Source organism: Enterobacter sp. UPMP2052 (genome assembly GCF_053709675.1).
In genome coordinates this window covers 147611-162818 of sequence record NZ_JBSKJR010000009.1, presented here as the reverse complement: position 1 = coordinate 162818, position 15208 = coordinate 147611, and the positions used below count along the sequence as shown (strand labels likewise).

Below are 15208 nucleotides of genomic sequence, written 5' to 3'. Positions count from 1 at the left end.
CTGTAGCGCCCCTGGTCATCCAGGTGAGCGTAAATGTCGTTCATCTCCCGGCTTTCAACCCGGGCCGGCAGGGTGCCGTGGATTTCAGGACGCGGGATTTCGGCAGGACGGTAACAGTAGCGTTCAGTGTAGGGCATCCCCCAGACCGACACGTGCAGACGGGAATCGCGTGCGCCCCGGAAGGTCACGAGCGTCAGAAGGACGCCTTCTTTCAGGGCAGCAATGACATCCTCCTGCGGCTCCAGCACCTGTCCGGGCGTAAGACCAGAGGCATTGCTGAACAGGTGAATGCGGGCCGATTTGTTCAGCTCCCGCTCGTGATGGATTCGCGCATAGAACGCCCCGGATTCGGTTTCCGGCTCCGGGCTGGTGTCATCACCCGCCTCGCGGTAAGGCGCGGCGTAGCGGTAGTGCTCCCCGGTGGTGACCGCATCGCTTCGCACGCTGACCGCCGCATCCATTGGCGTGGTGGCGGTGCGGTAGTTGTAATCCCGCGTCGCGACGGAGCCCGTGACAACCCTGTACCAGGTCCGCACGTCCCACACAGACTCTGCCGCGCCGTCGAACAGGCCCGACGGCTCGCGGTACGGCAGGCGCACATCAAACTGGTAGCTCACCTGGCTGTCGGCAAAAATAAACGTATCCAGCTCTCGGGTGTTATCCATCTCCGTGCGCCAGTAAATCCCCACCTCGGACAGAATGCGCTGGATAAATTCCAGGTCCGTTTCCCGCCACTGGGTGATAATTTCACGCGCCGGGTAAGTCCGTTCCAGCCGGAGCTCAAAGTCCGGCCCCTCCAGCCCGTGTTTACGCAGCACCTGCTCCACCACCTCCGGCACCGACTGGTTCTGAAAAACACGGCACTGGCGGGTGTGCTCCAGCAGGGCCAGGCGGGAGCTGAGCGTGAGCCGGTAGTGCGACTGGTCGGCGGTGGTGGAGAGCCATTCCAGGCGGGTGACGATACCGTGAACGTGTTTGCCGCTGCGCATGCGGAAGGAGGCATATTTCATCAGCACGTCTTCCGGGGGAATGTTCGCCTGCAGGGAGGTAAATTCGATGTCCCATTTAAACGGCTCGCTCAGTGCTTCCCTGCCGCGAAAGCGCAGGACGTCCGGTTTTACCGGGCTGTCAGTAATATCCAGAAAATAGCGGGTCTGCCCGTCAAAAAGCGCCAGCCAGTTATTCTTATCCATCACGTCACTCCTTTACCGGCACGAGGCTGAGCCAGCCGTCTCCCAGCTCAATCGTGCGGGGTTTGTCCGGGTCGAGGTCGTCCCGGGTCAGCACCAGACGCCAGCGATTGCCCTGCATATCCGGGCGGTTAAACAGCCCCACCACCGCCACAAACTGCGCGTCTTCATCCATCGGCATATTGAGCGTCACGCTGCCGTTGGGCATCACCAGCAGCGCTTTTGACGCCAGCACGTCCTCCTTCAGCACCGTATCAGCCTTGCGCAGCAACGTCTGATAATCGGCGGCATCCACCGCTTTACGATCTTTGAGCTGATAGACCCTGACCATGGTCGCCAGCGGCGTCTGTGCGCCATCGGCATTAATAGCCGTGCGCGGGATAAAATCCAGATGCAGCGTTTTAATTTTCTTATAGAAGATGGATTTCGTGATGCTGACCGTGCCGTCCGTGACGGTCTGCGTCAGGCCGCAGCCTGCGAGCAGACCACAGGCAATAAGCGTCAGCGCCCACCAGCGGGTTACTGTTGCCATGCAAAAATTCCTTTATTAAAAGAGGGAGTAGATGATTAGTCGAAGCGGTAATGCCCGTCTTCAGCGGGGGGGAACGCAGAGCATTGCAACCCTTCATAGCAGCCCAGATTGACGGTCAGGCTATCCCGGTTATTGCTGAGTTTGCCTTCCTTCAGACCCAGTAAACCAGTTCTGCCCAGCTGTATACGCCTGCCCTTACCCAGGCGAGGTTCAGGAAGCAATCGCACGGGCACGGTCAGACGCAGACGTGCATCACTGCGGTAGCCGAGATAAACACGGATTAAAACCAGCAGATCGGTATACAGGATCCCACCGGGTAACCACCCTTCGGCCTCGTCAGGATCTTCCGTTTCCAGCGTAACGAGTACCCGGCTACATGCCTCTTTTGCCGATTTACCCAGCGTGGCGCGCTGCGAAAGACGGATGCGATTTTCGCTACCCAGACCGCTGCGGTTGTCGATATGGACCTTAACCGGATCGGGCTCGGTGATGATTGCCCGGGTATTCGGTGCCAGCAGGCTCACCAGAGCCCGAATGCCTTCCGCATTGCGGGTGGGTAAGCGCATCGTACCGAGTAAGGCCAGAAAGCGGGAAACCGGTGTGGCCACCCGATCGGCCGTTCCCGGTATGCCAAGCCCAACCAGTCCCAGCAGACACTGTGATGTGGCATCGCGTCCACCAGCCTCGAAGGTGGCCGGATAGGCGTATTTTCGCCAGATTCGGTAATACTGCGTGGTGATGCGGTGGCTAAAGATGTCCAGAAACGAGGTGACCGCCTCGTATCCTTCCCGCCGCTGCGCAATATCATCCAGGTAAGCGGTTGGCAAGGGCGAGTCCACGCCATACATTCCCAGGAATGTAGTGCGAACGGTCGGGGGCAATTCAGGATGGTCTTCATCGGTTTCAACCGCTTTCAACGTGCTTACCGGAAACCCCATTCCGGGCCAGGGCCGGAAGCGCACCGGGTCGTTGGCCGGGTGGCTGGTGGTGCCCAGTTTAGGCGCGTCCGGATTTTCCTGCTCCAGCAGCTGGCAGAAACGATAGAAATTGGCCCGCCAGATATCTTTGTTAAGGGCCGGCGTCAGCCCGGTACGTGCTGGCTGTGATTCTCGCGCCATCTCAGTCGTTTTCCTGTCGGTTGCAGTACCAGCGTGAGCTGATTAAAAAGGTGAATATCCGCATAGAGCCCGAAGAACCGGTGCAACATCTCGCCGAAGAGATTCACATCACCTTCGCCTGCAAAGTTGTCCATGTTTAGCGTGATCTCAATGTCCACGCCCCGGAGCATAAAGCCCTTCTCAAAACGGCGGATCAGCGTGTGTCTCACCGCGACAATGGCTTCAAGCCGACGTCGGTTCATCTCATCGTCGGTCCAGTCATACAGCGCCAGCGTGCCGCGCAATACTTCTGGGTTGTCCATCATGCTGAGGAAGTTTGAGCCGAGATGGCTCATCACCCGCCAGTGAAAACGATCGTTTGCCGGGGGATACAGCGGCATCGTCGGTGCGGTGATGTTCAGCACCCTGACAGGCACTTTTCCTGCCTTAACAACCCTGTCCAGCAGCGTGCTTTCCAGCGCCTTACGCGGAAGCTGACCGTTGGTGCCGGTTATCCGCATCGACAGTGACTCCGGTTTTTCAGACAGTTGCTCAAGCTCGAACGAGCGCCCACCGAGAATGAGCCAGGTGTCATAAAGCCCTGACGGGCCGCGTTTCACGCGGGTGTGGAAGTAACGCTCAGGGGCATCGTGGCGCATCATACCGCCACGGTGGCGGAAGCTGGTGAACGGCACATAAGGATGTTTGCCATTTTTCAGCGCACCATGGATATTATCGACGCTGTAAATTTCGGTGTGGCCATCCTGAAGGCGCAGCGGCCTGAGAAGGTATTCATTTTCCAGCGGGTCAAGCGTCAGCGGGTCGGCTTCCAGCGTGAAGAGATTGATGACCGGCGCACAGTGCAGCCGGAAGTTTTCTGTCTCAAAGGGCAGATCGGATGACCAGGCTTCGCTGAGCACAATGTCGATTTCAAACCAGGTACTGGCCGCAGTGAGCCCGATGGCGTCGAGACCGCGCAGTTCAACAAACATAAACTTCTGGCGGAAGCTGAAATACTCCAGCAGCAACTGGTAACCGCTGAAGGCTGTATCCCCTTTCTTCCACAGTCCGTCATTGTCGTCAAAGCCCATCGGTTTACACCAGCCGTCAAACTGATGACGTTCGGTGTGTGTCCCGGCATGACGGGCATACATGGCATGTACGCGTCGGGTCATTGCTAAATGCAATGCTGAACTGACCGGGCTCTCCGCGTTGAGGAAGATGGCGACCTTGTCGATCCCGGCTTTGCTCCAGTCCACTTTTTCGGGGCATTCGAAGCGCAGGCGAATCGCCGAACGTCCATTGGTTTCCGTATGCAAACGGGCGTCCGCAAGATGCAGGGGCTGCAGCGGAACATCACGGGTCGCCCGGTACTGGCAGGCCGTTTTATGCGGCCCTACGGGGCGCGACAGAACAGAGAAACCTTCCTCCAGCATTTCGGCCTGGCGCAGGCTACGCCAGTCAGGTGAGAACTCGACGATGGCCAGCGACGGGATAGTCCGCATATAGTGCGGCCACAGCAGGCTCACCAGCCCTTCGGTCAGTTCCGGCAGGTCATCATCCAGCTTTTCGCGCAGACGGCCCATCAGGAAGGCAAAGCCTTCGAACAGGCGCTCCACATAAGGGTCGCGAGCACCGGTTTTATCCAGATTAAGCATCGCTGCTCGGTCCGGATGGGCCCGGGCAAATTCTTTACCTGCCTCACGCAGGTAGCGCATCTCTGCTTCGTAATAGCGCAGGGTTAAATCATCCATGCACAAAATCCCTGAAAGTATTTAAAAAATTAGCCACAGAGCACCATGGCACGGGCAGGATCGATGGCAATCAAGCCTGCGAGCAAAGACTCCATCTCAGGCATCAGACAGGCCTTATCCGATTCGCTGCGACCGGCTTTCATACGTAGCAGCTTCAGTCGGCGGGCCTGAACCTCAAACAGCAGGCCGGGTTCCCAGTCTTTAAGCGTCAGTTGTGGTGCACAGATAGTCAGTTCGCCAAGCAGATGAAGCGCCATTTCGTTTCGGCCATACTGCTCTGCCACCCGGGCCATCAGCAGGCGTATCAGCCAGCGGTGGCGCGGGGTGTCCATCCCCGGACGGGACTGGAGCCAGGCAAAAGCCGCTTCGGGCCCTTCCGAGTCTCCCTTCTCCATAGCTTCGGACTCAAGGAGCAGCACATCATCAGCCTGACCATTAACGACGGTAGCGGGTTCATCGCCATACATCAGACCTTCTTCATTCACTTTTTCAGCAATCCAGGCGGTGGTGACTTCATCAGCAAACGGGGTGCCGTCATTCCAGGCCAGACCTTCAAGGCCCGGGAGGCGCTTAAGTAGCAGCCGCAGATCGAACAGGACGGAGTCTGTCCAGGTATCCCACGGCTGACCCGCATGGCTGAGCCCCTGCCAGAGATACCACTGGAGATCGAGCCAGAAATGATTGACCCCTTCGCAATACATCTGGCTGGCCTGCTCAACCAGCTCGGTCCAGTTTTTCTGAAGCCAGAGCCGCTTAAGCTGAGCGCGATACTCAGGTTTCGGCGGTACAAGGCGGGTGCGACCGCTGCTGTCGAGAGGGGGGATTTGATCGACCGTATCCCACCGCACGGTCTTAATCAGCCGGTGAGAAGCCAGCCAGCCCTGCGGCTGCTCGCTCAGCCAGCGGGAAAGTAGCCTGGTCTGGTCGAGTAAATCGCGGCCCGATTTCACCGCAGACAATTGCGGTGAATCCGAATGGGCAGATTCACGCCCGTACTCCTGGGCGCTACTGTTCTGCGGGATCAGAGCGTCCATGCCACCTGAGCGTGCCAGGCGGTTTTCAAGAGCAGTACAGAGGCCTGCAAAAGACGGTTTTTCAGCATCGGGCCAGTTTGCCACAGCGGATGCAAGCAGGTTTATGGCACCAGCCGTCAGACCGGCATCATTGCTGTCCACCTCGGGCCATAACAGCAGTGCATCAATCACTTTTGCACTGTTCAGCCACTCCAGCGCCGCTTTCCGGGCAGCGGGACGCAGCGGATGACAGGCCTGCCCGTAGCGGGTCAGCATCGCGACAAGAAGCAGTAAGCCTTCAGACAACCCTTTTTCACCGTCGCGGCTGAGTCGGGCCTGCACGTACCAGGTCACGACACGAATGTCTTTGGCGCATTCGCAAAGACATTTCTGGGCAAGCTCGCACAATAACGCTGAATCGGTACCTGAGAGCTTGTTGATCTCCTCACGCATCAGCTGAAAATTATCGTCGTATGCGGGATCGTCCCCGGTTTCAGACCCGGAGGTGAACGGGAGCAGCCAGTTATCCCAGAGTGCCAGGGCGTCACTTGCCCGGGCGATAAGGCGCTTCTGTTCTTCTGTGTCGTTGGCGCAGGCGGTTAACAGCTCTTCCGGTGAACTCATTGTTTTTCCCGTTTGTTAGTCTCTTTCATAAATCTCACGACCGCTTTCGAAGAAGCGTCGTTTTACCCATTGGCGGTGTGCGCTGACGTCGATTGCCCTTCGTCACTGGAATCCTTCTGCGTCAGCGACGTCAGCGGCGACGTCGAAGATCGTTTCAGGAAGAGTGAACCCCTGAAGCTTCAGTAGCGCCAGAGGACCGTCTCCAAGCTCGCTGCGCATCACAAACTTCAGCGGATTCCCGTCAGGGGTGATCCACACCAGCTGCGTGCGGCTGGCATCAAGCGGAGTGATGAGTGCCTTGTCCAGCAGGCGAATAAAGCCCCAGTTCCCCTGGTTGCTGGCGTAAAGCTGCATACCGCTGTTAACGCTGCGCCAGTTGAGGCTAACACCCGGATAATACGTATTTCCCGGCCAGGTAAAGCTCTGCCAGCTTTCCATCTGGTTGAAGTAGTCGAGGTTTTGCTCATCAAGCGAAAGCTGTACGCGAGCAACGTCACGAGACGGACGTGCCATCAGCTCGAAATGAACATTCGCATCGCCCTGAGAGAAGACGATATCGGACAGTTCCGCCAGCTGGTTAATCGCACGGAGGAACCCGGGATCGACCACCATTCCCTGGCTTGCGGATGGATCAACGACCCAGCGATTCCCTTCCTGGTGAAGGATCCCGCCCAGGTTAGTTTTCAGAAAGGTGGTGATTCGACCCGAGTCGCTGCGCAGGAACTGCGCCAGCAGCGGCAGGGAGGCATCGCTGCCGGTAGCTTTGAACGGATAGCGTCCCGCAAAAGCCTTATTCCACTGTTCGACAATGGTCGACTGCCAGCGGGCATTGAGACTTCCCGCAGCCGGGGCAAGCACCTGTCGCCAGGCCAGATCCAGGGGTTGCACAAACAGCGACTGACCAAACCCGTTCCACTCCTGACCCAGGCTTGCCGCAACCAGGCTGCCGTAATCACGGGTATCGGTCAGATCGATGGCTTTTCCCTGAAACACGGTCTGGGCCAGCATCTGCGACATGGCCTGCGGATCCGGTGCGCTTGTAACCTGCTGAAGCTTCAGCCGCACCTGTGTGACGCGGGCAAGCCACGACTGGAAGCTGAGGTTACCGTTGCTACCGGTGCCCTCTTTCCCTTCCATCAGCCCCATCAGCGGGCCAAACACCGCATCGAGCGGACCTTTAGGGCCCTGCGCCTGTTCAATGAACTGTTTTGCGTTTTTATTCTTACCGACCAGTTTTTTCGCTGAATCCACTATTGAATCCGCCAGCGCCTCGCCTTTCTGTCCGGTTTTTCCCTGCCAGGCCAGCGTGTTCATAAGTGCGACCAGCGGCGACTGTCGGACATCGCCGATTAGATTAAGCTGGGCGATCGCTTCAGACAGTGAGGTGGCTTCCTGCCACTGAATGCTGTTGACCATGTTCAGCCACGCATTGCCAAAATCGGTAAAATAGCGTTCCGTCAGGCGGGCCTTCAGCGCTTCCGGGGAGATATCACTCCCGGCCTGATGGGTTTTATCCGTCAGTACCCAGTCGATTTCGTCACGACGGGTTTTGACCACCTCATCAATTGCATCCTGAACCTGCTCTTCCCAGGCCTGGCGCGTAAACATGCCCGGGACGGCGTCGCCGGTGCTGAATACCGTTGAGGCATCGGTATCACCGGTCATGTCCGCCAGCGTTAAATCAGGCCAGTTACTGGCAACGCGCTTAAGCATGTCCTGGTACAGCCCGGACTCAGCGTTCCGCTGGCCAATCTGTTTGAGCAGGATCTGACGTACTGTGCTGATTAATTCAGCATCGGGCTTAATTTTCCATTCCGGATGTGCCGGGAGGTTCTGCGCATAAAAGCCCAGTAGTTTCGGCGCTATTTCCCGCCACGTGCCGTCCGGCACATTCTGGCGTTTTGGCCAGGCCGTCATCACGTTTTTTGCCAGCCACCCCGCGTCTGCTTTGTCCGGACGGGCCATCATCAGGTAACTTTTTAGCACGTCGTAGGTATGCTGTGTGCCCTGTATACGGGCATCACTGGCGGGAGGAAGTTGCACAAAGGCATTCAGCTGCTGCCTGAGATGCTCTGCTGTGGCATCTCTCATCAGCTGTGCGTTATTTTTCGCATACAGTGGCCAGAGCCCGGCCAGCGTGTCGCCGTCCTGATTAAGACCAAATCGGGTGTACCACGGCGCACCTGTCTCTTCACGATGCTGCAGACGGGCAATGGATTGCTGAAGAATAAGTTGATTACGCAGCCGTTCAGCCAGCGGTAGCGAGGTATCCGCAGCCTGTCTCGCCGTCTCCTGCGCCTGATAAATCTGGGTACGGTTAACGATGAGGGACAGTAGCGTACCGGTCCCCCAGAGGACAATCAGGGAAAGCAGGGTTAACCGCAGCATCTTCAGCCCGTCGAAGCCCAGTTTTCTGCCGCTGACGGCATCACAGTCATCAATGACGACTTTCCAGGTCGGCGTGTCAAGGCGCGTGTTTGGCACCGTTCCAGCAGCGACCAGTTCAGGGCTGAACATGACACCGCGTAAACGCCACGCCGCAGATCCCTGCATCAGCCCGCAGAGTAAAACGGTCAAACTGGCTTTTAGCTCTTGCCGCAGATGAGAAGACAACTGAAGCAGGCCGTTATGTTCCGGATTATTCAGTATCTGTGCCATACCCGTTTTTTGAAGGTGTAGCGCCAGTGTAGAAAACGCTTCACCTGCGCCTTTCACGGTGCCTTCCGGCCCGAATATAACCCCTGTCGCAGCCGTTTCCGCGCCCTGCTGAGCACCGGTGGCTTTATCGGTCAGCCACAGCCAGACGGGCGCCTGCCAGCCCAACAGGTGGTCGGCTTTCTGGCGACAACGCAAGAAGGCATCCCGTTCGCTATCCGTCGGGAGGGCTGAGGTACTCATCACCTGGACGATGCCATCAACCGGTTGCCCGGAACGCAGGCGTTTCAGTTTTGAAAGGAAGATCTCATCCGGGAGTGACTGCGCATCACCGCCATAGATCAGCACGTTGCCGTCGCCTTCCTGCCAGAGGTCATGACACAGGCCCGGGGCCGCTTTCTGGACGTCGTCCGGATTACCCATAACCAGCAGGAAGCGCACCTTACGCTGCCAGCGGCGACCATAGCGAAATAACAGGTGTTCGGACACCGCATCTTCGCTGAAGATCGGTTCTTCGTCGTCTTCTATGCTAGCGATACTACCCGCTACAGGAGCGGCAATCTGAGATTTTTTCTGTCCCCAGTGGAGGTACAGACCCGATTTACCGGCGAAGTCGAAAGCCTTCTCTGTCAGCCAGCCGAGTAAAAACAGCGCGGCAACCAGCATGGCGCAGAACGTGAGTATGCGCTGGCCGTCATACGGACCGAATCCGGTGGCCAAGGCGACGTTTTCCGGAAAGGCATAAAACAAAAATGCCACGATAACCGTCAGGAAAAATACGACAGTCACTACGGAGCCGATGAGTGTTTTAACTTTTACCTTAGACATTCTTAGGCGATTCCTTGCGAACTTCTTCTTTGGTGATGACGGCGATCCAGACGTCGTCTTTGTCGGCGGCGGGTTGCGCGGCGATAACCTGCATCCCTCGTTGCTCATAGGCTGCATCGGCAAGCATGATGGCAACCCATGGAGCCGCATGGCCGGTGTAGCCCAGCACCGGGTCGATACTGAAGTTGTCTTCAGAAAGACTAAATTCCACACCGCTCGCCTCGCAGGCATTATTCCAGCCGCTGCCCGATGTCAATGTGGGACCGGAGATCCAGCTTCCTTTGAGTTCATTGGGTTTGGTCTTCGCCCAGAGTAGCGCCCGGTTGAGCGTCTTTGTGAGCGTTGTTTCTGTTCCCCTTTCGGGCCGATGAAGGCGAAGCGCATTCGGCCAGGCGTGGGCTTTACGATTGCTGAATACCACCATAGAGACAGCGTCAGCGTCTTCTTCCCGGGGGGACGCCGGTAATGACAGCGTGATGGCAACCAGCATGCCCGCATTGTCCCATCTCTTGTCCAGCCAGGCATCAAATGCGCCTAGTCCTTTACCGGCCATCAGGCGAAATATCCTGCCTGTTTTGAGTGAGAGCTCAGCCTTAAGCTGCTCTTCAATCAGGGGATACAGGTCATTGTCACAGTCCAGCATCAGCCAGCATGGCAGCTCTGGAGGAAGTGGCTGAACGATTACATCCACACGCGCGGTCAGCTTGATGACCGCTGCTTTCAACGCTTTCGACAAATCCGTTTGATATTCTGTTAATGCCGCGTACCTGACAGGTTTGTCACACCCTCTAGGGTGCGAAAAGTCGATATAGGGAGCGGCGACCTTCATCACCTCCAGCAGGTCGTCGGTTTTGTTTCCGGCCGGACTCTGTATATAAGTACCGAGGATCCAGGCACAGCGTTGACCGCGCAGAATTTCACTGTCAATGAGCGCTTCTCGCTCAACATTTCGGGACTCGGTCCCCACCTGTTCGGCTTTATAGGCAAACCTGCGTAAACCGAAAATAAGCCCCCAGGTGCAAAATGGAAGACCCAACGCAGTGAACCAGAAGACAAATCCGGTTCGCTCTGCCGTCCAGCACCATAGCGTGAGCGCTATCCCCCCCAGCATGATAAATGCCAGGAACAGCAGCCAGCGGCGGGTGCCGGGACGGGCTATCTTTGGGGCTTTTTCAGGAATAGCATCCAGCCAGACGGGCATAATCAGGCAACCTTTGCTGCGACAAATGAACTGATCAACGTACAACCACAGGCGCATTTGTGACCATGAAATGCAACCGGGATACCATGATCAAGATAATTAGGATTGCCTTCTATGATGGTTGTCGGGCCATGCCCCGGAACCGGGCATGACACTTTGTCGCCTTTACGGGCAGCACCTATACCGCCGAATTTCATCGTTTCGGAAGCGGTCATGACCGAACCACCGTGGGTGGTTTTATCGCCTTTGCGGATAATTTGAAGCATAAATTTACCTCATAAATGTCTGTGTCATGAAAGATGCCAATGCAATAAACGCTTCTTACCAAGTATTTTTAAAGTCAATTTTTCTCAATGAAGCCAATTTGACCCAGCCAATTACATTGTTTCCTGACTTCGTTTGATAAGAAACTTGGGTATAACTGCCCTGCGTTTCTAATCGCTGAACATAATCACCATTGACAATGAATGTGTTTGTTTTCTTCATGCCGGAATCAGTTTTTTTTTCAAAAAAACACTCACGCTTCTTACTTTGAACTTGATAAACAACCTCACCAGAAAGGAAATATTTTTGAGCTTTCTTATATTCATTGTTATAGGACAGCTTTATTGCTTTTTCTGGATCGATGGTTGTATTAAGCAACTCTGTTTAATTCTTATCAAACAAAACCCATCCTATTGTGCCTGTACCATCAATATCAACCACTAGCTTTGCTCTAATAATTGAATCATCATCTTCATCAATTATTAAGTTTACTTCTTTAGATTTAACATTCCATTCATTAAATGGATAGTTACTGCTCCTCACTTATTCAGTGAAATATGAGTGGCACTGTTCTGGGCTTGCAGCAAGCGACGTAGACAACGGCAACAAAGAAAGTAATAGGGCCGTCATTCTTTTATAATCTTTCATTTACTCTCCTCTTTAATTTCATCAGCAAAAGTATGCCTCATTTTAGAAATGGCAGTTCTGTTATGCTTTTGAATTATAGGGTTTCGTGAGTGCCAGTTAGCCCAATTACCTCTACTCCAGCGTATACAACCAACTTTATATTACATCGTAACTGATACTGATGGAAATATAATATCAAACATGCATTTTTAGATTTTCTGAAAGTTGGAATTTAGCACCTTCATTAGAAGGTGCTTATAGTACTGGTTAGTCTGTACCATATTCTTCTCCGTTCCAGCGAAGAATATACTTTGGTCCACATAATAGGTCTTTCATTCCATTATGACGTTCTCTGGACACACTTAGAGAAGTACACATGTATGAGCCATCGATAGACTTACCATCATGCATTTTTATCTGGAATGTTAATATTGGAGAGTTGTCCAAGCTAGACATGCAATCTGACTGATCACAAGTGCCAGGTGGTGTTGTGCTTGAAAAAGTATATTCAATAGTATCTTGGTACCCATCACTATTCAGATCAACATTTACAGTACCCGTTTGCCCATCCTGAAAACCTGTATCCTTGAGCTCGTTGGCGTTGACTAATACATCCTTGCTATGAGCACAATATGCTGAAATTGATATAACTAACAAACATAATGCTGTTGTAACGTGTTGTACTTTTGTTACCATATTATCCTGCCTCAGGAATGCCTAATTTGTAATATACCCTAATGTTTTCTGCTATTTCATTTTTCGTGATCTTACCATCATTATTTTTGTCATGATATAGGTTCTTACTATAGTAGTCCCCATCACTTCTTTGATAAACAATATCATTTGACCCAAGCAATATCGTTTTAGGTCTGAATATCGAGTAATATACATCCTCAAGAGTCCATTGTTCTGTTGGAACCCCGACATTGTCCGCCTGCATTTGAAAGTATTTCTTGACATATTCCATTTGCTCTACGTGGTCCATTGCTCGGAGTTGCCGGGTTGACGTTCCTAGATCTTTGGCCGTATCGTCCATAAACTGAATTAGCCCCGTTGCAGATGAGCCCGGGTTTTTGATATCTGTTCTAAATGTATTTCCTGTTTCTAGTGCGATACATGCCATAATGTAGTTCGGGTCAATACCTAATTCCTTCGAAACTTCTAATAACTTGGACCTAAATGCATCAGCTTTAACTAAACCAAATTTTTCTGCGAATTTTTTCATCCATATAATTTCATCTCTTTTAATCAGTGAGCCTAAAAACATTATTGGATGCATATGCCATAACGAAGGTCCAAGTTTTTCTTTCCTTCCTTTATTTACATCCTGCATCCATGCCATTTTATCGAGAAAATCTTCGCTGTACTTCTTCCATTCAGGGGCATCTTTCTTGAGCGCATTCAGGAACGGTTGCCAGATAGCATCCTCTTTTTTGAAGTACCAGTCGCTGGGATGTTTTACGATAGTTTTCTGAATAACGTCACGATAGTCGGGATTATGAAGTGCTCTCCAGTATTCCCCTGGTGAGTAACGGTCGCTTCCACTGTCAATTTTATCCAGCAGGCGCTGATAATTATGTTTTACCAGTGCATGACTGGTGCGAGTATCTCCTGTTGCGGCCTCGTAGAGCAAATTAATGAGCCAACGGAAGAATCCTACGGGCTGATTTTTCCCATCAAGGTAATCAAAGCTGTCAGGCTCTGCTGTTTCAGTTCTGAAACCCAGTTTGGCCAGATCATACTGCGACAGAAGCTGCGGTTCAGCCTGCCCTTTGAGCGCATATGCATTTTCTCGTCGCAACTGCCAGTATTCCTGTTTGGTCGATTTGTCGGTTTCCGTTTGCACCTGTTTTAGTGAAAGAAGCCCGCTCCTGGTAGTCGCTCTGGTATCTTTTGTGAATTTTCCAGTAGCGACATCTTTTTTATACAGAGCAAGCCCCGGAGCATACTTCAGCCAGAGGGGATTTTTCTCGCCGACTTTGTCAGGGTTAGTCAGGAATTTTTCCAGATTGTCATCCATGCTGATGCACTCGATATGTACCTGATATCGCGCCTCATATCCCCCGTCCTTAGGTGCCTGATAGTAGCCCATGTGCCCAACAGGTTCACCAGCCTTGATGGCATAAGGCGTCGGGCACACAACCTGGTCAAATTTCATTGCCTCTTTGGCTGGAGGCATCAATTTCTGCCACCAGGAAGGATGGGCCGGATTAGGCGAAATATTGTTGTTATCCACCAGTATCCAGTATTCCTGACCAGGCGTCAGGGAGCTTTCTTTCTTTTTCTCCGTCGTATCCTCAGGGAGTTCCAGGAGAGTAACAAGTCCGTATTCTCGCTGATTGAACGCAACAGTATGGAGACTTCCGTTCGTCTTGTCCCATTCGATAACAGCCCCCTTCGGCATCGTGCCTTTTTTATAACTGTTGCTGACACCTTTGTTCTTTGTACTGGCCGACATCACCCATTCAGGATCGTAGGCTGGCAGCGAATCCTGAAGTGCCCACTTTGTGTCGCTATAGGCAGAATACGGGGCCAAATGCATATACAGGGTATAAAAATGCACCCCGCTGGATTCTTTCTCACCTGGCTGGATATAGTGTTTTACCAGAACAAATGAACCCGAAAAACTCAGCGGACCAGATTCCCATGCAAGCGACAGATAATCCTTGCAGACACGATAAGCAACCACTTCCCCGTCAGCCATGCATCGCACTGCCTGTTCACCTTTAAAGGGAACCGGGAAATCAAAAGCCTCCAGAGGAGCTTTACCACTCAAGGCACACCATGGAGTGGTGGCTTCGGTAATATGAATACCCCCATGCCACATACCGCTGCGGCCAATCGTATACTGTCCAGTGGATTCCCCACCAATGTGGGACAGAATATCCTCTGTCGTTGAAAACTCCTGGCCGCTTTGCTTTGTGATGGGGAAGCAAATTTTTACCTGTTTATGCCCGTTATTTTCGGTATGCTTCTGCGGCTGCTCCTTGGCGTCAAAACGATACATGATAAATGCAGGTTTTAGATTCTGATAGGCACGTCCCGGATAAAAACCAAGCTGTTCCTGTCTGAAGTCTGAAACCCACTGGGTTCCGTTAAACATTGCCATATGCCCATATGGATGGCCGGGTATAGGCTGAATAACTACGACATCACCGGCCTGCTGTCCTGGAATGGATGTAACACTGGGTAATGATGAACCATCTCCGACATATGTATAAACAGGCATAAATTTCTTTGCCTGTATATGTGGACCATAATCAGCGGCTGCCGGAAAGGTTAAACCCGGACGGGGAGCAGGTCTTGTTATGGTAATACCACCAGCTTCAATTGCTTGCCTTACATATTTTGCACATTGAGACTTGCTATGAGCACGTGCATTAATATTAAGATGGGATAATGCTGAGTCTTTATTCCACATAA

General features: G+C 53.1%; 11 protein-coding genes. All 11 read right to left on the bottom strand.

The genetic code is table 11. The features are described from left to right. Window positions 1-1193: type VI secretion system Vgr family protein (locus tag ACWKX3_RS19445; protein WP_454542249.1), on the bottom strand; the 1193-nt coding region annotated here is incomplete at its 3' end. 4 nt (window positions 1194-1197) lie between these two features. Then, complete coding sequence (tssJ, locus tag ACWKX3_RS19440) at window positions 1198-1722, bottom strand: type VI secretion system lipoprotein TssJ (RefSeq protein ID WP_454542248.1); 525 nt, start codon at window positions 1720-1722, stop codon at window positions 1198-1200. 35 nt (window positions 1723-1757) lie between these two features. Beyond that, a complete protein-coding gene (gene tssG / locus ACWKX3_RS19435; RefSeq protein ID WP_454542247.1) occupies window positions 1758-2840 on the bottom strand; it encodes a type VI secretion system baseplate subunit TssG in 1083 nt (360 codons plus the stop codon). After that, the gene (tssF, locus tag ACWKX3_RS19430; RefSeq protein ID WP_454542246.1) at window positions 2804-4573 is read right to left on the bottom strand and encodes a type VI secretion system baseplate subunit TssF; all 1770 of its coding nucleotides are present in this window, start codon (window positions 4571-4573) and stop codon (window positions 2804-2806) included. Before tssF ends, tssG begins: the two co-directional genes overlap by 37 nt. Window positions 4574-4602: 29 nt before the next feature. Continuing rightward, a complete protein-coding gene (gene tssA / locus ACWKX3_RS19425; protein ID WP_454542245.1) occupies window positions 4603-6210 on the bottom strand; it encodes a type VI secretion system protein TssA in 1608 nt (535 codons plus the stop codon). 102 nt (window positions 6211-6312) lie between these two features. Then, on the bottom strand, window positions 6313-9693 hold the full coding sequence (locus tag ACWKX3_RS19420) for an ImcF-related family protein (protein ID WP_454542244.1): 3381 nt from the start codon (window positions 9691-9693) through the stop codon (window positions 6313-6315). Further along, window positions 9686-10894 (bottom strand): hypothetical protein, encoded by a 1209-nt coding sequence (locus tag ACWKX3_RS19415; RefSeq protein WP_202560676.1) that lies wholly within the window; start codon window positions 10892-10894, stop codon window positions 9686-9688. Before ACWKX3_RS19415 ends, ACWKX3_RS19420 begins: the two co-directional genes overlap by 8 nt. A gap of 2 nt (window positions 10895-10896) precedes the next feature. Then, window positions 10897-11160 (bottom strand): PAAR domain-containing protein, encoded by a 264-nt coding sequence (locus ACWKX3_RS19410; protein WP_202560677.1) that lies wholly within the window; start codon window positions 11158-11160, stop codon window positions 10897-10899. A 55-nt stretch (window positions 11161-11215) separates the two neighbouring features. Beyond that, window positions 11216-11536: a hypothetical protein gene (locus ACWKX3_RS19405; RefSeq protein WP_454542243.1), complete on the bottom strand. Its 321-nt coding sequence runs from the start codon at window positions 11534-11536 to the stop codon at window positions 11216-11218. A 516-nt stretch (window positions 11537-12052) separates the two neighbouring features. Then, complete coding sequence (locus tag ACWKX3_RS19400; protein ID WP_454542242.1) at window positions 12053-12481, bottom strand: hypothetical protein; 429 nt, start codon at window positions 12479-12481, stop codon at window positions 12053-12055. A 1-nt stretch (window position 12482) separates the two neighbouring features. After that, window positions 12483-15206, bottom strand: a complete 2724-nt coding sequence (locus tag ACWKX3_RS19395; RefSeq protein WP_454542241.1) for a hypothetical protein — start codon at window positions 15204-15206, stop codon at window positions 12483-12485. Between the last annotated feature and the right edge of the window lie 2 nt (window positions 15207-15208).